This window comes from Microcoleus sp. B4-C2 (genome assembly GCF_036705265.1).
In the GTDB taxonomy this organism is placed as follows: domain Bacteria; phylum Cyanobacteriota; class Cyanobacteriia; order Cyanobacteriales; family Microcoleaceae; genus Microcoleus.
The window spans coordinates 90,622-111,538 of sequence record NZ_JAUBUB010000001.1; the positions used below are offsets into that span (position 1 = coordinate 90,622).

The 20,917-nt window shown below is 44.9% G+C and carries 13 protein-coding genes; 7 read left to right on the forward strand and 6 right to left on the reverse strand.

From position 1 onward, the window contains the following. Nucleotides 1–243: 243 nt before the first annotated feature. Entirely contained in the window at nt 244–4,836 is a 4,593-nt protein-coding gene (locus QUB20_RS00380) for a response regulator (protein ID WP_333244300.1), read from the forward strand. 206 nt (nt 4,837–5,042) lie between these two features. Here the strand turns inward: QUB20_RS00380 and QUB20_RS00385 are convergent, their stop codons facing one another. The 5 genes from QUB20_RS00385 to cbiD form a co-directional block, all read right to left on the reverse strand. After that, complete coding sequence (locus QUB20_RS00385) at nt 5,043–6,236, reverse strand: transposase (RefSeq protein ID WP_333291076.1); 1,194 nt, start codon at nt 6,234–6,236, stop codon at nt 5,043–5,045. Between the two features lie 87 nt (nt 6,237–6,323). Next, nucleotides 6,324–6,923: a pirin family protein gene (locus QUB20_RS00390; RefSeq protein ID WP_333242119.1), complete on the reverse strand. Its 600-nt coding sequence runs from the start codon at nt 6,921–6,923 to the stop codon at nt 6,324–6,326. A 661-nt stretch (nt 6,924–7,584) separates the two neighbouring features. Continuing rightward, the gene (locus QUB20_RS00395; protein WP_333242122.1) at nt 7,585–7,800 is read right to left on the reverse strand and encodes a hypothetical protein; all 216 of its coding nucleotides are present in this window, start codon (nt 7,798–7,800) and stop codon (nt 7,585–7,587) included. Between the two features lie 361 nt (nt 7,801–8,161). After that, nucleotides 8,162–9,763, reverse strand: a complete 1,602-nt coding sequence (gene guaA / locus QUB20_RS00400) for a glutamine-hydrolyzing GMP synthase (RefSeq protein WP_445299360.1) — start codon at nt 9,761–9,763, stop codon at nt 8,162–8,164. Nucleotides 9,764–10,110: 347 nt separating this feature from the next. After that, complete coding sequence (gene cbiD, locus QUB20_RS00405; protein ID WP_333242414.1) at nt 10,111–11,232, reverse strand: cobalt-precorrin-5B (C(1))-methyltransferase CbiD; 1,122 nt, start codon at nt 11,230–11,232, stop codon at nt 10,111–10,113. Nucleotides 11,233–11,913: 681 nt separating this feature from the next. On the opposite strand from cbiD, the gene QUB20_RS00410 reads away from it, so the two are divergent. The 4 genes from QUB20_RS00410 (at nt 11,914) to QUB20_RS00425 (ending at nt 18,156) form a co-directional block, all read left to right on the forward strand. Next, complete coding sequence (locus QUB20_RS00410; protein WP_333242129.1) at nt 11,914–13,356, forward strand: MFS transporter; 1,443 nt, start codon at nt 11,914–11,916, stop codon at nt 13,354–13,356. 489 nt (nt 13,357–13,845) lie between these two features. Continuing rightward, a complete protein-coding gene (locus QUB20_RS00415) occupies nt 13,846–15,033 on the forward strand; it encodes a DUF2235 domain-containing protein (RefSeq protein ID WP_333242132.1) in 1,188 nt (395 codons plus the stop codon). A 75-nt stretch (nt 15,034–15,108) separates the two neighbouring features. Continuing rightward, entirely contained in the window at nt 15,109–16,755 is a 1,647-nt protein-coding gene (locus QUB20_RS00420; protein WP_333242136.1) for a peroxidase family protein, read from the forward strand. 198 nt (nt 16,756–16,953) lie between these two features. After that, nucleotides 16,954–18,156 carry a catalase gene (locus tag QUB20_RS00425; RefSeq protein ID WP_333242138.1) on the forward strand — a complete coding sequence of 401 codons (1,203 nt, stop codon included), beginning with the start codon at nt 16,954–16,956 and terminating at the stop codon, nt 18,154–18,156. 149 nt (nt 18,157–18,305) lie between these two features. Here QUB20_RS00425 and QUB20_RS00430 read toward each other — a convergent pair whose 3' ends face one another. Then, nucleotides 18,306–18,833: a DNA-binding response regulator gene (locus QUB20_RS00430; RefSeq protein WP_333242141.1), complete on the reverse strand. Its 528-nt coding sequence runs from the start codon at nt 18,831–18,833 to the stop codon at nt 18,306–18,308. Between the two features lie 276 nt (nt 18,834–19,109). On the opposite strand from QUB20_RS00430, the gene QUB20_RS00435 reads away from it, so the two are divergent. After that, the gene (locus tag QUB20_RS00435) at nt 19,110–19,697 is read left to right on the forward strand and encodes an adenylate kinase (RefSeq protein ID WP_333242144.1); all 588 of its coding nucleotides are present in this window, start codon (nt 19,110–19,112) and stop codon (nt 19,695–19,697) included. A 26-nt stretch (nt 19,698–19,723) separates the two neighbouring features. Beyond that, on the forward strand, nt 19,724–20,731 hold the full coding sequence (locus QUB20_RS00440) for a P-loop NTPase fold protein (protein ID WP_333242147.1): 1,008 nt from the start codon (nt 19,724–19,726) through the stop codon (nt 20,729–20,731). Nucleotides 20,732–20,917 lie beyond the last annotated feature (186 nt).

Genomic DNA, 20,917 nt, shown 5'->3' on the forward strand with positions numbered 1-20,917 from the left:
CCATGTCTAAAGCCAGGGGCTTCTCGCTCGTTTTTTGGTGAATAATATGGAACTAAAGCTCTGAAAATACTACACTGGCTGTGGGGGGCAACATACCGGATACCTTGGGAATACCAAGGGCTTTGCTTTCGTCAGCCCAGAAAAGTCCAAACACGCAGGCCCTGCGATCGCCAATGTTAAACAACCTACGTCTCAAACCTCTCCTGGCTAGTTGCCTATTAGCACCGTGAGGAGGGCGACGCCATGCAACTCCGAAAAAAAACACTATTAATCATCGGTGCAGCGCTGATCAGCCTGATTGTGGTTCTCTATGCCACTGCATCAACTATTTTGCTGCATGATTTTCACAACCTGGAGGCACAGTACGTCCGCCAGGATGTCGCACGGGCTTTGGACGCATTAGATGATGACTTGTCGAATTTAGACACCAGCGCCCAAGATTACGCCGAGTGGGACGATACTTACTCTTTCGTCGAAACACGGAACGAAAATTTTGTCAAGTCAAATTTCGTCGATTCGACATTTATTTACTTGAGACTAAACTTCTTGGTGCTGCTTGACTCCAACGGTAAGACGATCTTCAGCAAAGGTTTCGACCTTAAATCCCAAACAGAAATCCCGATTCGCGAAAGCTTAAAACAGCACTTGACCGAGGCACTAATAGACTCATCGACAGTCGAGGGCGATCGCCCCGTCGCCAAAACAGGCGTCCTCACCCTGCCAGAAGCCAGACTGCTGATTGCCGCCAAGCCCATCTTGAACAGCAACTCCCAAGGCCCGTCGCGGGGGACGCTGATCTTGGGACGCTACCTAGACAGCAGCGAAATCGGTTTGCTTTCAGAACTGACTCACCTGTCAGTGGATTTTAGATTGCCGAGTTTAGATTTTAAAGTGGGAGCCGCGAACTACTCCGGGCACAGCGCCAAGGCGATGGCTCGATCGAGGCAGGAGTTGGAAAATGTCAAACTCAAAATTTCCAACCTCAAATCAGCAGAAATTTTAGTCGAGCCACTCAGCGACACCTTAGTCGCAGGATACGCCCTGATTCGCGACATCCACGGCAACCTAGCGCTGCTGCTGCGAGTAGAGACCGATCGCATCATTTACAGTCAAGGTCAGGCTACCTTGGAGCTGTTTACCTTATCAATACTGGCAGTAGGTTTAATATTTAGCGCCATCACCCTGCTGTTGCTAGAAAAATTAGTCTTAGCGAGATTGGCTTCCTTGAGCACCAGCGTCAGCAACATCGCAGCCAACGGCGACCCAAGCTTGCGCGTTGATATTGCCGGAGAAGATGAACTCGCAAGCTTGGCCGACGCCATCAACCGAATGCTAGAAGCATTGGGCAATTCTCAAGTCGAACGTAATGAAAGCGAAGACCGCTATCGGTTGATGGCGGAAAATTCAACCGACATGATCACCAGACACGACCCCACAGGCGTGTTTATTTACGTCTCACCTGCCAGCAGGGCTTTGCTGGGATACGAACCTTCGGAACTCATCGGCCGCGTCCCCAAGGATTATTTTCACCCCGACGATTTAGAAACCATTGCCAAAGCTCACTGGAAAGTCCTGGCACTCCCAGTTACTTACACCGTCAGCTACCGCATCCGCCGCAAAGACGGCAAATACATTTGGTTTGAAACCACCGGCCGCACGATCAGTGATCCCAAAACCGGCGAAGTCCAAGAAATTATCGGCATTTCCCGCGACATCAGCGTGCGGAAGCAAACAGAACAAGAACTGCGAGAAAGCGAAGCTGCCATCAAAGCTTTGTACCAAGTGACTTCTGCTCCCCGTACAGACCCGCTCAACCACCTCTCTACCTTTGATTTGCGCCTCCAAGAACTGCTGGCAATGGGATGTCGGCATTTAGGCCTGTCGGTGGGAATTTTGTCCTGCATTCAAGGCGACAACTATCAAATAATGGCTGTTGAGTGTCCCGACGGGTCGATCGTCAAAAACCAAATCTACGATCTGGAAAAAACTTTCTGCGTCGCTACGGCAATGGCAAAAGAACCGATTTACTTTGAGTCGGTGCGATTTTCGGGTTTTTCCTTCAACACGCACGATCGAGCCTTCCCCATCGAAGCTTACATGGGCATTCCCGTCACGGTGGCAGGTGAAGTTTACGGCACTCTGTGCTTCTTTTCTCCGACTCCTGTAACAGAACCGTTCCGAGCTGTAGACAGAGAGTTGGTGAAACTGATGGCTCAGTGGGTGGGAAGCGAACTCGAACGCCAGCAAACCGACGTAGATTTGGCAAAAGCTCGCGATCAAGCACTGGCGGCTACTAGAGCCAAAAGCGAATTTTTAGCCACCATGAGCCACGAAATTCGCACTCCGATGAATGGAGTCATCGGCATGACCGGTTTGCTGCTGGATACCCCCTTAACTCGCGAACAGCGCGATTTTGTAGAAACTATCCGCAGCAGTGGCGATGCCTTGCTGACTCTGATCAACGATATTCTAGATTTCTCGAAAATTGAATCGGGCAAATTGGACTTGGAGGAACATCCGTTTGACCTCCGCACTTGCATTGAGGAATCTCTAGACTTGGTAGCTGCTAAGGCGGCAGAAAAAAAACTGGAAGTGGGTTACTTGATCGATCGTACAGTACCCGCAACGGCGATCGGCGATAGCACCCGCTTGAGGCAAATTTTAATCAACTTGCTCAGTAATGCGGTTAAATTTACCGACGCTGGAGAAGTGGTGGTTTCGGTGACTGCCAAAAAGATTTCAGTGCCGGCGGCTAATGCTAAAGAACCGCCATTAATTGCTGGCGAACCGGTAGCAATTAACCCAGCATACGAAATACATTTTGCGGTCAAAGATACCGGTATCGGCATTCCGAGCGATCGCATGGATCGGCTATTTAAATCTTTCAGCCAGGTGGATTCTTCAACGAGCCGGCAGTACGGCGGTACCGGATTGGGTTTGGCAATTAGCAAGCGTTTGGCCGAAATGATGGGCGGCCGGATGTGGGTGGAAAGTATGGGTAGTGTTGCGGGCAATCCTCCTGCCCATTTTAGATCGTCGGCAGTTATTGATTTGGGATGGGCAGAATCTTGCGAAATTGCCGAAAAATATGGGTATGCCAAATCTGTACTCAGCAACAAGCCGATCGCCCAAAATACGAAATCTGTTGGCTCTACTTTTTATTTTAGTACGATCGTTTCTGGCTGCAAGAATTCCTTACCACTTAACTTGAGCAATTCTCAACCTGAATTAGCTGGGAAGCGAGTCTTAATTGTCGATGACAATGCTACCAACCGCAGAATTTTGACTCTCCAAGCTCAGTCTTGGGGAATGGTGGCTAGGGCTTCAGCTTCGGCTCGTTTGGCTTTAGATTGGCTGGCTGCTAAAGAGATGTTTGACTTGGCAGTTTTGGATATGCAAATGCCGGAAATGGACGGGTTGGCTTTAGCGGCGCAAATTCGCCGGTATCCTGATTGCGAAAAGTTGCCGTTAGTGATGCTAACTTCGATCGGCAGGCAAGAAATTAACCCCCCTTCTATGGAGATGGATTTTGCTGCTTTTTTGAATAAACCCATCAAACAATCTCAGCTTTACAATGTTTTAATTAATATTTTTGGAGAACAGACAACTGAATTTAAAGGGCAACGCACTAGCGGGTCTTTCTTGCAAACCATACCCGTGTTGGCAGAGAACTTACCCCTGCGGATTCTGTTGGCTGACGATCATTTGGTGAATCAGAAGGTGGCTTTGCAAATTTTACAGCGGATGGGGTATCGCGCGGATGTGGCGGGAAACGGTATCGAAGTGCTCGAAGCTTTGCGCCGCCAGCCTTACGATGTGGTGCTGATGGATGTGCAAATGCCGGAAATGGACGGACTGGAAACTACCCGCCACATCCGCGAGCAATTTTCAGCAGATTTAACTTTAGAAAATCTCACGGGAGAATCAGAACTTTCCGCAACTGATGAGCAATCTAATAATCGAAAATCGAAAATCGAAAATCCCCCATTGACTGACGAGGAATCTAACAATCGAAAATCGAAAATCGAAAATCGAAAATTGACTGAGGATGAATCTAACAATCGAAAATCGAAAATCGAAAATCGAAAATCGACTGATGAATCTAACAATCGAAAATCGAAAATCGAAAATCGAAAATCGACAAGGCCTTGGATTGTGGCGATGACGGCAAATGCGATGCAGGGCGATCGCGAAGAGTGTATGGCTGCGGGGATGGACGACTATTTGAGCAAGCCGATCGCAATTGAGCAGTTGGTGCGAGCTTTGCTCGCTTGTAAATCTCGATCGAACTCCGCATTCGATCGTCTGCAGCCGATCGTTTGTTTGGATGCCCCGGCGGAACACATCGAAGGAACGAGTGAATTAGAAGTGCGATCGAATGTGGCTGTTGCGGGAAATCCACAACTGACAATTTCCAATTCGCCGGCAGTCGTCGATTGGGGTGCATCAAATCTCGATCGGGCTTTGTCACAGAGCCACGATTCCCTGAGTCCCAAGATTATAGAGGGATTGCGAGAAGTGGAAGCTTTGGACGAGGCGATCGAGATTTACCTCGAAACAGCTCCCGAACTGCTGCGAGGCATCTCTATGGCTCTGTGCAACGCCGATCCGCTGGCTTTGCGGCGATCGGCTCACTCTTTAAAGTCGATTAGCGGTACTCTCGGTGCTTTTCGCTTGTTTGAGCTGTGCGAGGAACTCGAAATCATGGGCCGCATCGGGACAAATGCTAACCAGCCTTTACCTGATCCGGCCTGCGCTCTTTTAGAACAGGTTGAGGCCGAGTATCAAAGAGTGGAAACGGCGTTGAAAATAGAAATGCAGTCTGTTGATTGTTGACCGTTATATCCTGTTCGATTGATTTCTCATAAATTCAAGTCCGCTCCGGGTAAGGCTGTCCATCTGAAGCAACACGAGACAATCGAAAGTTATCTCACTCACCCCAAGGAGGGGACTGTTAACTATTAAGGGACATCCAAGAAATAAACTCTTCCAGTCCCCGGAGAGTTGACACTCCCCGGCCTGAAGGCGCGAGGATTCTGAGATCAGCCAGTCGATTTGCTCGTTGATGTCACCACCAGCAAGTAGAGATCGGTCTGTCCTCCAGCGTGAATTCCGGTGTGTCCCACCGTATTTAAATTGATTTTTGCCTGCTTCAACCCTTTTGCCAGGATGTTTTTTGCGGCATTGTGGTCGCGCTCTAGTATCGTTCCACAACCACAAATATGGGTTCGAGTTGACAGGGTTTTCTTAACTAAATTGCCACAGTTTGAACAATTCTGGGAAGTGTATTGAGGAGCTACAGCAATAACTGTTTTGCCATACACTTTCCCAAAATATTCCAACCATTGAGTAAATTGCGACCAAGCTGCATCGCTAATTGACTTGGCAAGCTTATGGTTCTTCACCATGTTCCGCACCTGAAGGTCTTCGTAGGCTATGAAATCGTTAGATTTTACCACGCACAACGCCGTTTTGATGGCGAAGTCTTTACGCTGCCTGCTGACTTTCAGGTGCTTTCTTCCTAACTTGTTTATCGCCTTTTTTCGATTTTTGGAACCTTTCTTTTTCCGAGAAACTCGCTGATGCAATCTCTTTAAAGCTTTTTCGCTTTTTCTGAGATACCGAGGATTAGGAACTGTTTCGCCGTCGCTGTCAGTATAGAAGTGGTTTAACCCGACATCTATGCCAATGAATTTGCCAGTGGAAATAGCTTCCTCTTTCCGCTCTACATTGACACAGAATTGGGCGTAGTATCCGTCGGCACGACGCACAACTCTAATTCGTTTAATCTCATCAGGTGCATAAAAATGCAAATCCCGACTACCGATTAACTTGAATTTCTCAGCAGCAAAGCCGTCCTTAAACGTTAGGCATCTTTTGTCGGTAGAAAGTTCCCATCCTGAAGTTTTATATTCAACAGATCGGGTATATTTCTTGAACTGTGGATAGCCTTTTTTTCCTGGCTTTTTGGCTTGGCAATTAGCAAAAAAACGCCCTATAGCAAAAATGGCACGTTCGGCAGAAGCCTGACGTGCCATCGAATTAAGCTTGCCTGCCCATTCAAACTCTTTCGCCATCACGGCGCATTGTTTGTACAGGTCTACGAGTTTAATTCCTTGATTGTCTACCCAATGTCTTAGAGTTTTGTTTCGGACAAATTGAGCCGTCCGAATCATGTCGTCAATGATTCTATATTGCTCCGCTTTGCCCTTCAATTTAAACTCTAATACTATCATTGCAATAGTCTATCACTTTTACAAAGACTTTTACTTGCAAGTCTGTATATTTAACAAATATTCACACTCCTTGTAATCAAATCCGTCCTAGAAGGACGGGGCTTTAGACCCAGTTTTCTTGGTAAATTCTCTTCCAGCAGTTAGTTGCACGTCCAGATAAATCATGGGTGAAAATATTTGAACTGGGGAAGTGCGATCGTAGGCATCACCGGCAATTAGGGTGAAGGAAACTCCTGCATCCTCCCAAACAGGCAGCTCAGAAGCCGGATGATGCCGAAACCAGGGGTCGGTTTCTTCGTATTCATCGGGAAGGGCTATCCAGGTTTGAATGCCATGCAGGATGGCTTCTTTGCTGCGATCGTCGTCAGGGGTGCGTTCCGAGTGGACAATGCCTCGCCCTGCCGTCATCCAGTTCACCGCACCGGGACGGATTTCTTGAACGCTGCCCACACTATCACGATGCAGCAAAACACCTTCAAACAGGTAGGTGACGGTTGCTAAGTTGATGTGCGGATGCGGCCTGACATCCACGCCCCGGCCGGGTGGAAACACCGCAGGGCCCAGATGGTCAAAAAAGATGAACGGGCCTACCAATGCTAGAACGTCTGAGGGAAGCAAGCGGCGGGCTTGGAATCCACCCAAATCTTGAATGTGTGGCTCAATGAGATGCTCGATGGTATCCGTCATAATGTTTATGAAGTTGCGAACGCTAATTGTCTATGTCAAAAGTGCATTATACAAAAAGCTCTTTCTAGAGAGTTGTATCAGTGACTTGTTTAAACTTCCCCAAGGGAAAGCCGCTGTAGAGTGTCGAGTTCTCAACCAGCTTTCTGCTTACCAAGATAATTGGCCCTAAAGCCCCTTCTTAATAGGACGGCTTTAATTGATTGCCGATTTTTGTTTTAATCCTTTAGTTGCGTTAGTATCTATTTTTTAAATTTCCTAGCATTCTATTTAAAGTAGAGTACAATGATACTTATACCACAGGTAGAATAACCGCCTATACACATGAGACACCAAGCTCAAACGACGGGTCGGAAAATAATAATGGTTAGTGGGTGGCGAAAACCACGAAAAACATAGCTAGGCTGACTAACGTAACCTGACTAACGTAAGCCAAAACCAGAAAAGTAAATTTTTGAAAGTTAAAACGTACCGTAGGGCATCCAGTAACATGAGAAGTAATTCTCGAACGCTTGGGGAGATAAAACCCTCTGGGACTAACTAAATTAGGCTCGATATTTGGTTCCTTTGAAGGGAGATTTGGTTTAAGTATGGCCGCAAGGATAGATAGTTTTAAGGTATGTCGCCAGAACCAAGAATCCCCACGCCTGATAGCTGGGGAATGTCAAGAGACGATGGAGAGTTCATCACTGACTTGAATCCTACCTTTGACCAGGGAGCGAATCAGACGATCGAGTGAGCCACGTTCTTCTTCACTGATAGACTCATCGAGGATGGCGGCCATCATGCCGTAGCGGTCAGCTTTGGTAACGCGGCGAGTATCGGTGACAGTGGCGATTAATTCGTTGATAGCGCCGGGGAGAAGATTAACTGGATACATGGGATTGTTTTGAACTCGACACCTTAATCATCTCGTGGTTTCTCCTAAGAGCAAGTGATGGTGCTGGTTTTTTTCCGTGATAATACTGAAAATCTTCGGTGAACCAAGTCCGTGTTACCAGTGATCGAAGTCACAACATTGAAACCAATGTAGCGGTGGAACAATTAGAACCCACCTTCCGCCCTTTGAGCAACTGTTGACTTGGAATTCCCTCAAAATTGACGCAAACCTCATGGCTTGGTCAAAAATACCTAAAGGTGACAGTAAAAGGGCGGAATGTGGAAAATCGCCCTTTTATCCAAAATCCAAATAAGTAGACAGACAAAAAAATTAGTCCGCCTACTTAATCGCTAACTAGAAATCACTCCCACTCGATCGTTCCCGGCGGCTTAGAAGTAATATCGTAAACCACCCGGTTCACCCCCTTAACCTCATTCACAATCCGATTCGAGATCAGTTCCAACAAATCGTAAGGAACCCGCGCCCAATCAGCCGTCATCCCGTCTTCACTCTTAATAAATCGCAAGACGATGGGGTAAGCATAAGTGCGCTGATCACCCATCACCCCTACACTGCGAATCGGCAGCAAAACTGCAAAAGCTTGCCAAAGTTCACCGTACAATCCGTGTCGGTTAATTTCTTGGCGAACAATGAAGTCAGCATCCCGCAAAATATTTAGTCTCTCTGAGGTAACTTCTCCTATGATCCGAATCGCCAATCCCGGGCCGGGGAAAGGTTGTCGGTTCACGATTTCTTCGGGAAGCCCGATCGACCGGCCGACTTTTCGCACCTCATCCTTAAACAGTTTTCGCAGCGGTTCAATCAGCTTAAATCGCAAATCTTTCGGCAAACCGCCTACGTTGTGGTGGCTTTTAATTTTAACAGCAACTCGCTCACCACTTTTCGGGTCTGCATTAGTGTCAGCCGACTCAATCACATCAGGATAAAGAGTACCTTGGGCGAGGTAGTCAAAGGGGCCCAGACGCTTCGATTCTTCTTCAAATACGTTGATAAATTCGTGACCGATCCGCTTGCGTTTTACTTCAGGATCGGTAATCCCTTCAAGTTGAGCTAAAAAGCGTTCGCGAGCATTAACATACTCAACGTCAATGTGGAATTGCTCTTTAAATAATTTTACCAACCGTTCTGGTTCATACTTCCGCATAAACCCTTGATCGATAAACATACAGGTAAGTTGGTCGCCGATCGCCTTGTGCAGCAAGAAAGCCAAAGTAGAAGAATCTACACCGCCGGATAGAGCCAGCAAAACTCGTTTGTCTCCCACTTGCGCGCGAATTTCGCGAATCGATTCCTCCACAAAAGTAGCAGTCGTCCAAGTCGGTTCGCACTCGCAAATGTGGTAAACAAAATTGCGAATTAAAGCTATTCCCCCGATCGAGTGAACTACTTCGGGGTGAAACTGAACCCCGTACAAATTTTTCTCGTGGTTAGCAACAGCAGCACACGGAGTATTGTCCGTGTGAGCGAGGATCTCAAAACCCGACGGCAAATCGGAACAGGAGTCTCCGTGGCTCATCCACATCGTGCTGCCTTCTTCGACATTTGTCAGCAAATCTGTAGGATCGTCAATAAATAGCGATGCCTTGCCATATTCGGCTAACTTAGCCCGTTCAACTGTGCCTCCGAGCTGCTTTACCATCAACTGCATCCCGTAGCACACTCCCAACACCGGTATTCCCAAATTCCAAATTTCTGGGTCGCAGTGGGGTGCTTTTTCATCGTATACAGAACTTGGGCCTCCTGAAAGAATAATTCCTTTAGGATTGATAGCTTTTAACTGTTCTGCAGTAGTCCGGTAAGAAATAACTTCTGAATATACTTGAGTTTCGCGAATTCGACGAGCAATCAGTTCGGAATATTGCGAACCGAAGTCGAGAATCACGATGATCTGGCGATCGATCTGCTCCACAAAAGAGTTTGTGAGAACGGATTCAGTTTCTATTTGAGTAGTCACGGTTATTGCGTAATTGCTAATTGCTAATTGGGTCGAAAGTAGCGGAGGTATCTGTCGCGGTCTCAGTACAATTCTAAGGAAGGCGAGGAACCATTAGTCGCTAGGAATAAATCTTATTCATACTAGATTGCAGTCAGCGATGTTAGTCGATTAATCGGGCACAGGGCAAGCATAGATTTACTTCGAGCCTTACCCTAATTAATTGAATTATTGCTTCAGAAATAGCTTCCCGAAGCAACCTAGTATAATTAAGGTCTAGGGACAAAGAATTATTACTTGTTAAATATTATCCCTGAGCGATGTTTTAAACAGAATTCAGGGATATTCACACTAGATTAACAAATTTGGGTCAAAAATGTATCTCCTATATCACTTTTAACAATAATTTTGCGATCGCGCCCGAACATCACCGAGCCCACGGGGATGTGCAAGTTAGTGTGAGTAAAAATGCAATCCGAGGATCGCAAGTCTATTTGTCGGGCGATGTCGCCGTAAATTCGATCGACCCAATTGCTCCCAGTTTGGGCGTCCAAAGCCCGCAGTTGCCCGAGAGCATCTTCGGCTGTCGCTGCGGCAAAAATTGCGGAACACGCATCGGCAGGCATTCCAGCCTTAGCACAGTAAGCTGTGAGAATTTCCCTGCGCCCGTCAGCGAGGTGGTGGTGAGTGTGAAAAATTCCCGCCGCCAATTTCATCAGTTTCCCGTGATAGCCAAACAGCAAAATTGACTGCACGCCCTGATATCCTGCTTCTACCAGCAGCGGGCCGAGCCAGTTAGCGGTTTTGACTAACCTCTCAGGATTAATCCCCAGTTGTCGCGCCAAATCCAAGCCGTTTTCGCCGATGCAGAAAACCAAACAGTCAAACAATTCGGCTTTTTGTTGCAGTTGTTCGCGGTAAACTTCCAACTGTCCAGGGGCGCTCAGCGGTTGAGAAATGCCCGTTGTACCCAGCAGCGAAAGTCCTTCTACCACGCCGAAAGCTTCGTTAGAAGTGCGGGTGGCTAGTTGCCGCCCAGACGGCAGAATCAGGGTGACAGTAATTTTTTCTCCCCCTGCGAGTTCTCGGCTCAGATTCGATCGCAGCAGCCGCATTGCGTAATCATAGATCGCCGCCCCTCCATCGACTGTGTGACGCCCTATACCTTCACCGCCGAGAATCACAATCTGCTCTCCCTCTTCGCAATTCCCCAATTCCACCATTGCCCAAACGGGGGTATTGCGAGTCAGATCGAGATTGTCCCCCGGATCGGAGCGAGTCACTCCTAAAGCGGTATCAGTTTTGAGTACAGACGCCTGTTCGATCGGAATTTCTGCCGTTATTGGCGGTTCCAGTAAATTGACTGATACGCTATCTAGAGACTGAATACCTGCGCGTAAGCACCGCAAAGCTGCAAGTGCGGCCGCACAGGCAAATACTGGCAGTGTATACCCCGATAAAGGTTGAGTTTTTGTCACGTTGTAATTCAGAAATCCGTAAATTGGCTGGCGATCGACATCACGCCTTAGCACTGATACCCCTCAAACATTTAAGTGTAATTCTAGGGTTTGCTATTATCTGCAGTTAGCGTAATTTTTGTCAACTATAATTTTGTCCTACCAGTTGGCGATCCTCTACGAGGATCGCCAATAACCCACTCCGAAGCTTTACCGGCACCTGGGGGCGATTTTCACAAAAAACCCGGAATCTCGATCGCGAGCGCTGGCACTGAACAAACGGATTCCAGCAATTAGGTACAAATCGTTAGCAGCTATACTCGGCAAGTCGATCGTCTTTCCTTCTATAAATTTACCTAGCCGTAAAGGTGTCAGAGCCGAGTCGATGAGCTCGCGCGAAATTTGCTTTTGCCCTTGGGGCCACTTGTTTGAGGCGGAATTAGAGCAATTTTTGGTATGCGAAATGCTGCGCTCGCTTCCTGGTTAAGCCCTAAAACCTACTTTTTCACAATTAGCAAATTTATATCTCCCAAGCGGTTGATGTCCTAGCGATCGCAAGTCATTTATATTGATCTGAATTACCCGGACGTGCCAGTCCTACTTTCGAGTTAGCCTCTTGAAGGTGGGGCTGGTTTTATCTAACCCTGTTACTTCAATTATCCAATCTACAATCTAAAACCTAAAATCTAAAATCGATTGACTATGGTTGAACCAGTTGCAGAGTTAAATGAACCTCTATCTCTTCAGACTGCAGAAATAGTAGAAATAGTAGACCCGAAAATATTTCAGCTCGTTCTCTCTCCAAAAATAGCTCTCAAATTTTCCAAAAAAGACGTTCGATCGACCCTGAAAGCCTCAACTCTAGACGGCGTTTTTGCCACTATCTTCGAGTCGGCGACCACCGGCGTGCTGCTGAGCAACTTCTTGCTGCAACTCGGCGCGAGTAGCGTGGAAATAGGTATATTCTTTGCTATTCCGATGGTGGTAAATCTCCTGCAACCATTAGGAGCCTACATCGCAGACCGGACAACCAGCCGCCGCTGGTACAACCTATTTGTATTCAGCGTTTCGCGGCTACTGTGGCTGGTGCTGGCGGTGGCAATTGTTTGGGGTTCCCAGCACGCAGACCTCCAGCAACTGCTGCAATGGACACTGGTAACAGTCGTAGCAGCTAGCGTGCTGGCAGCTCTTGCCAATTCTAGCTGGTTCAGTTGGATGGCTGCTGTGGTTCCTCAGCGCTTGCGGGGACGCTATTTTGGCTTTCGCAACAGTGCTGTCAGCCTCATCACTTTGCTGGGAGTGCCGTTGATGGGATTGGGAGTGTCAACTTGGGACGGCGGCCCAATTTTGGGCTACGGTATTGTTTTATTGGTGGGTGTTTTGGCGGGAATGATTAGTTTGGGGTGTCAATCCTTGATGGTTGATGTGAATCCCCAGGTATACAAAAAAAATGCACAGAACGATCGACTTACAGAGAAAAAAGCAAAGCACGTAACAGATTTTGTGCCTTCTGTGCTGAAAGATTCTAATTTTTTAATATTTATTCTTTACTTCAGTGTGTGGACATTTGCTGTTAATCTCAGCGCGCCTTTTTTTAATATCTACCTGCTGAAAAATTTAAGCTTGGATGTGAGTTTGGTAACGATTTACACCAGCTTAAGTTCCGGCGCAAATCTAGTGCTGCTGATGTTTTGGGGTAAGTTGGCAGATCGCTGGGGAAATCGCCCCCTGCTAATTGCGGTGGGGCTGGTGGTGGCGATAACGCCTTTGCTGTGGTTGGGTACGGGCAATTACCCGTTTGCCCTATGGGTGTGGCTGCCGCTGCTGCACTTGTTGGGGGGAACGACTTTAGGCGCGATCGGGCTGTGTACTAACAATATTCAAATGGAGATAGCGTCGATCGAGCAACCTTCGACTTATTTTGCGATCGCCGCAGCAGTTTCGGGAGTATCTGGGGCTTTGGGAACTACCGCCGGCGGCTTTCTTGCCGAACTTCCCGGCATGAGTTTGGGAGCAGTGTTTGCCCTCTCGGCTACTGTGCGGCTGATTGCTCTTCTGCCTTTGGTTTTGGTGCGAGAACCTCGTAGCCAGTCGCTGCGGTCGATCGTCCCCACTTTGGGACGTTTCAATTTAAACCGTGGCTAGGAAATTTTCGCACAAATTTACCGATCGAGAAACCAGAAAAACCCACAGATTGTTAAAAACTTCAACCACATCGCAGAAAACCTGAGAGTGATTGAAACAAATTTTAACCTCAACAGAGCATCCAACCTGATACCTCTGTAGCCAATACCTCACTATTATCTTGCAGCCAACGGACAAATCGATCAGATATAGCTGTTTGACAAGCTGACAAGGCAGAGCGTAAATGTGTTTAAAGGTGTGTTAGCTAGGGCGTCGGATCGCTACTTCTGTTAGGAGAATTGAGGATTTTCCCAGAACCCATCCTACTATTTCACGCTCTGAATTTTTTACGTTTTAGGAGAATTGAGGATTTTCCCAGAACCCAACCTATCTATTTCACGCTCTGAATTTTTTAGTTAACAAATATAAATAAAATTAACATTTTAATACAGCCAACTAGACTTGATGGTGTTTTGAGACTACTATCCTGAGAATCGAAAAAGCTAAAGATTGCCAGCAAAATATCGATTTCCAGCAATCAATAATCAGCGATCGCTGTCAGGCGATAGAAACACCGGAATTGGCAATTCTCTTGTAACCGATTACCAAAGACAGCTCGCTCTCCAATTTCAAATTCAAAGAGAGAATATAAAAATGACGAAACCAGGGAAACGTCTGATAGTTTGCTGTGATGGAACTTGGAACAAACTAGATACTCATTGCCCAACTAATGTGGTTAGGCTTGCCCAAGCCGTGAAACGGACAGCCAGTGATGGGGTTCCGCAGATTGTGTTTTATGACGAGGGAATTGGAGTAGACAGTAACAAGATTGTGGGCGGAGTCACTGGGCTGGGAATCGATAAAAATATACAAGATGCCTATCGTTTTCTTTCTTTCAACTACGATCAGGGTGACGAAATCTATCTATTCGGGTTCAGTCGCGGTGCTTACACAGTCAGGAGTCTAGCGGGGATGATCTATTGCTCCGGTCTCCTATCCCGCCGTAACGTTACCATGGCATCACAAGCTTACGAGCTTTACCGTAAGCGAGAGATTTCACCAAAGCATTCGGAAGCAAAGAGTTTCCGCGAAAAATTCGGCAAAGATAAGGGCGATCGCGTCCCGATTACCTTGCTTGGTTGTTTCGACACCGTTGGAGCCCTTGGTATTCCTCTTGTACCCGCCTTGAAGAAGTTTGAGGGACAGATCAAAACAAGGTACAAATTCCACGACACCACTTTAAATAAGGATATTGAGAATGCGTTGCACGCCGTTGCGATCGACGAAATTCGCGAAATCTTTGATGTTACCCTGATGAAGAAAAATCCTGATGCCCCGAACCAGAAGCTTCGTCAAGTTTGGTTTCCAGGCGAGCATGGCTGCATCGGCGGTGGTACGCCAGAATACCGCGGGTTATCAGATGCTGTCTTGAAGTGGATGTTGGATCAAATCAGTGACTTTGAATTGAAGCTTGAATTCCACCCAGATGCCATTAAGGATATCCAGCCTGATTATAAGGCTCCATTTCAAAACAATCCTGGGTTCTTCAAATTGGCAGGAATCAAGTGGCGCGAGGTGGGGGAGACCCTTGAGGATATTCATGAAAGCGCGATCGAGCGATTGAAAAAACGCCAAGACTATCGGCCTAAGAATTTGCAAAAAATTTTCTCCAAAGTAATTGAAAATATAGAAAAATGATCGAACTTTATCAATCTCTCAGAAGCGAACATAAGAAGACGATCTAATCTACAACAATCGAAAGGAAAAGCAATCATGACAAGAGATACATCTAGAGATGGATTCAGCAACAAAGCTTTGGCATATACGTTGACTCATTTCAAACCAATTTGGGACTTAGTTCAAAGTTACGAGCCTCTGAAACGTAAACTAAACAAATTTTTTCTCAATAGCATCATTTACAAACTTCCGACTCGCCCGCTTCCCTATAGCTTAATGGGCTTAGATCCCAAAATTCCAGGGACAGATAATCCCAAGAAAACTGATACCTACATCTCTTGGGATTCACTTACAGACAAGACTTATACTGGGCGACATTTACCTCCAGACCCAGAATTCAACAAAGAAGGGAATTTACCACCACTCGACAAAGTAAAGACATTATTCCAAAAAAGAGACGGAAAAACCATTTATTCGGAAAAATCGACTCTGCTCTTTCCCTATTGGGTGCAGTGGTTTACAGATAGTTTTCTCCGGATCGATCAGGAAAACCGCTTCAAAAATACCTCCAACCATCAGATTGATATGTGTAATGTTTACGGGTTGACCCGCAAACAAACAAATATGCTCAGAGCTTTCAAAGACGGTAAATTTAAAACCCAAAAACTCAAGCGCAAAGATGGCGTAGAAGAAGAGTATCCACTCTTTTATTATGCCGATCCTGAGCAGGGTATTATCGATCCTCAATTTGAAGGTCTTCATGCACCCCTTAATGATGAGAAAAGACAACCCCCCGAAAAGAAAAGCAAGCTATTTGCAATGGGAGTTGAACGGGCAAACGTCCAAGTTGGCTATGTCATGCTCAACACTTTATGTATCAGGGAGCATAATCGAATTTGTGATGTTTTGTCCAAAAGCTATCCAGAATGGGACGATGAGAGGCTCTTCCAAACCGCGAGAAATATTCTCATGGTGATTGTTCTCAATATCATTATGGAAGAGTACATTTTCCACATTACGCCCTATAATTTTAGGTTCTTTGCCGATCCAGAAGCTTTTACCAACGAAAGTTGGTATCGAGAAAATTGGATGGCGATTGAGTTTAGTTTTGTCTATCGCTGGCATAGTGCGGTTCCTGAAACCTTTACCTATGACGGCAAAGAAAAATCTATGTACGATTCCCTCTGGAATAATCAGATGTTAATCGATAAAGGGTTGGGTGCATTGATGGAAGAAACTTGTTCCCAACCAGGCACTAGAATTGGTTTGTTTAACACACCTGATTTTAAGATCGCAGGAACACCCTATACATTTATTGATGCTACCGAACTAGCATCTGTTAAACTCGGACGGCAGGCGCAGTTAGCCAGTTATAACGATTACCGCGAAATGTGTGGTTATCCCAAGGTGACTGATTTCAATCAAATTACGGGTGACGAATACGCTCAACAGAAATTAAAAGAGTTGTACGGTCATGTTGATAAGATTGAATTATTTGTCGGATTGTACGCTGAAGATGTCCGAGAAAATTCAGCAATTCCGCCTTTAGTAGCACGGATAATTGGCATTGATGCTTTCTCCCAAGCTTTAACTAATCCTTTGTTATCGCCTAAAGTCTTCAATAAGGAAACTTTTTCTGAGGTTGGTTGGGAAATTATCCAAAATACCAAAACAGTCTCTGATTTAGTGAATCGTAATGTTCCTCCAAGCGATCCTAAGTACAAAGTCTCCTTCGAGCTTTAAGTTGTAGCTGACAACTAAGACTCAAGGTAGTGGGGGGCGCAAACACACCTGCGCCCTCAAAAATGAGGAAGAAAAAGGCGCTCTTTTCACAAGCGATCGGCTACGGCAATTCGGGAGCAATTGCACCAGCCGTTATACTATTTAACAGATGCAACGGTTTGTGTAGAACCTTTTTTAGCGATTAACCGAAGGTTATTTATGAGCAAGAAGTTATTTACCGAATATCCCGAACAAGACGAACGCAAATACTACGATCTTTTGGTTGAGCAGGCCAAGCTTCGGATGGATAATCTTTACGGGGATAAGGATCGGGCGCTGCGAGATACTCACGCCAAAGCTCATGCCTGCGTTAAAGGAACTCTGGAAATTTTTGACTTTGATGAGGAAGCGATTAAACAGGAATTGGGCAAACGCGCTTCATTAAGTTCTTCGCGACTCAATGCTATTTCCCTTAAGCAAGGTTTGCTAGCAAAACCCAAAGAATATCCTGTTTGGTTGCGATTTGCTAACGGAGCTACCAAAGTATACCCTGATTACCAAAAAGATTCGCGCTCAATATCACTGAAAGTGATGGGGGTGGAAGGGGAACGACTGGCGCAAAGCCACGAGTCAAAAACCCAGGACATCATTGTTCACAATTCAGAGCTATTTGTGAGCCAAACCATCAAAGACTACTACGGCTTTTTTTCGGCTCTGGTTGAATCACCAGAGACATTGAAAAAGTGGCTAATACGACATCCCAGACACTTTTTAGCTGTGTCAACGCTTACGGGTAGCCGGACTCCGAAGAGTTTGCTAACAGCAAAATATTGGAGCGGTTCACCCTCTGCTTTGGGTCTAAATCCCGATTTCGATCCCTCCCAGCCTGGTGTAGTTCCTGTCGAATATCCTGCGGTAATTAAGTATGGGTTTACTCCGGTTTCATGCAAACCACCGCACGAGATAATTCCAGAACAATCTCGACCGGGAATTCCTAAGATTCCTTTTGTCGATCGCGCTAAAGCCTTGGGTTTAGATCCCAATAAGCCAGACAATTATTACCGGGACGATCTAATTCAAGCCTTGGCGAAACCTGATGCTCAATATTGGTGGGATTTTGGCATTCAGTTCCAAACCAGCTTAAAAATGCCGATCGACGATGGCATCAATGTCTGGAAGGAAAAAGAATCACCCTTCTTGAGAGTAGGTCGTCTCACCGTCAAGCATCAGATTATTGATTATGACAAACAATCTGATTTCAACGAAAACCTGAGATATTCTCCTTGGAACGGCTTAGCAGTTCATCGTCCCGTAGGTGCGATCAATCGGATACGCGGTGTTGTTTACCCGGTTGTAGCGAATTATCGCCTTCAAAAGCGAGGTCTTGTCCACCAAGAACCAACCGGAGAAGAAACATTTTAGTACAGCCTAGAAACCCGGTTTCGCAGAAGTTACCGGGTTTCTGTGTAGTAATATCATGTCCTTCTGTAAGAGTTTGGATCGATTATCATCGGGCGATTCCCAAACCCTTTAAATGTAGCCTGTTTCACGTTGTTTTCCTAAATTTATCTTTAATCATTTGCTATTTTATCCTCACCTTGATTTGTCACATCTGAAGGAAACGATAACTTAATATTGATATCTATAGAAATTGTTGCATTATTATTTTCACTATCATTAAAAAAAATCATATCAGTTATATGTATTTTAGCGTCTTTCGGTAAAGACCTACCGACAGTTGAATCACCGGATAAATCTATTTTATAACCAGCTTTATCCAACCATTGATGAACATTGCGCCAATTGCCAACATCATCACTAGGAGTTTCAGGAATACCCTTAAAATATTGATAGAGAGTTTTGCACATATAAAACTCAGCCCCCCTAGCACTTTTCGACAATTGACGCGCAATATCACTAGGGCTGAAATTGCACAAAAGACCACGCAAATATAATTTTTCTGTATCAGTGAGCCCTTGGCGGGCGTTGGGGAAAATGCGACGTTTAGCTTCGGTAAATAGTTCATAGATGCGATTCAAGTCCCAAGTTTGGGCTGCTTCGGCAAATAGATCCTTTCTAGTAGGTTTTCGTGTAACCATTTTTCGTCTTGGTGGAAATTGCTAACGTAATGGTAGCATAAATTGATAATGTTTAATAGTTGCGGATTATTTTTTTTTGTTTTAAGGTAGATATAACAGTGATATTACATACATTGGTCTTTTATAGAACGCTTGCGGTCATATTTTTTTGTGGCCGTTTCGAGTATTCTGGAAAAGGCTAATGTAATAATAGCGTAATTTGGTAGTCTTTGTTAGCTTTAAGTTCGTTATCAACAGAACAATCCTAGCTTATCCAACAGTTGAATCATAAAAAGTATGCGAATTATATTTTTAGGTCCGAATGGCGCAGGCAAAGGCACTCAAGCTGCGATCGTAGCCAAGGACTTCGGGATTCATCACATTTCAACCGGCGAACTACTGCGACATGAGCGAAAAAACGAAACTAAAATAGGTCAAAAAGCACAATTTTATATAGATAAAGGGGCATTAGTCCCTGATAGCATTGTGCTAGATATTGTAAAAGAACAATTGACAAAAAAAGAAGCAACACCAGGTTGGATATTAGACGGATTTCCTCGGAACGTCGCTCAAGTTGGAGCTTTAGACAAATTATTAAGGGATTTAGATCAGCCAAGTTGTGATTGTGTTATCAATTTTGATGTACCAGACTCAGTTTTAGTTCAGCGACTGAGAAAGAGAGCCATCAAGGAAAATCGTACAGATGATACTCCAGAAGTTATTCGGCGACGCATCCAAATTTTTCAAGAAGAAACGGCACCTTTAATCAACTTATATAGTGAGTGGTTATTGCTAGAAACCATCAACGGGTTTATGTCTAAAGAGGCAGTTAGCTCAGCAATTCAAGAAGTTTTGTCAGAAGTAAAAAAGTCCACTAAGTCTTAATTGATAAATCAAGGAGGAAACAAATTATGCCTTTTACTCAAGCCGATAGAAATATCATTCGCGGCGGCCCAGGAAGTAGCAGTGAGCTTAATTATGATATTTACGCAGAATTACTGTGTAATATGGCGATTGATGCCACACAACCACCTGACCGACAAAATCAAAATTCACATCATAAAGAAGGCGCTTTTACCATTGGTATTTTTGGTTCTTGGGGGAGCGGCAAAACTAGCCTCATGGCACAGATGAAACGGGATTTTGAACAATTAGCAACTCCTGCAAAAAGATATAAAACGGTTTGGTTTAATGCTTGGAAATATGACGATAAACTGGATATTAAGAATGCTCTTATCCAGACAATTCTTAGTCAAATATGTGCAGATGAAAGTATCTCTCCAAAAGAGCGTCAAACTATTACAAAAGCCGCTTTAACTTATTCAGTTTGCGCTTTTAAATTAGCTGGTGTTTTAGCGACAGGATATGTTAATGGTGCAACAGCAGGTTTTATTAATACCGAAGCCATAGCTAAACAACTTGCAATGTTAGTTAATCCTGGTGAAAACCCTCACCTCATTAATCCTTATCAATTTATCAATGAATTTGAAGATGTCTTTGGAAAAGCAGTAGAAAGTTATGTGGGTAACAATGGCCGATTGATGATATTTATTGATGATTTGGATCGTTGCTTACCAGAAAATGCTTTATTTGTCCTAGAATGCTTGAAATTGCATTTAGATCAGTCTAACTGTATTTTTGTCATTGGAATTGATAAAAGAATTATTGAGCAGGCAGTGGGACAAAGATATCCTAAAGAGCTTGGTATTACTGGTAGGGAATATATAGAAAAAATCATCAATCTTAACTTTTTTCTATCTGATAAAAATCGAGATGAAGTTAAAGATAGACTGCTTCAAGGTTCTTTAACTGCCCAGTATAGTAATGATGAAAAAATATGGGGGATGATTTCTAAAGCGACTAATTCAAATATCCGTAAAATGCAGCAATTTATTACGGCTTTTTATATGATTCAATAGATTGTCAAAAAACACAACTCTACCCTTGCTGATAAGCTGGCACAACCCCGATTAACCGACGATCGAAGCATTCTTGAAAAGAAAAAAATAGACTGGAATACTGATGACAAGTATAAATTTTGCAAAATAATTTTACTCCTGTTAAATTTTCCTGAGTTTTACGATCGTTTAGCTAACAATCATCAA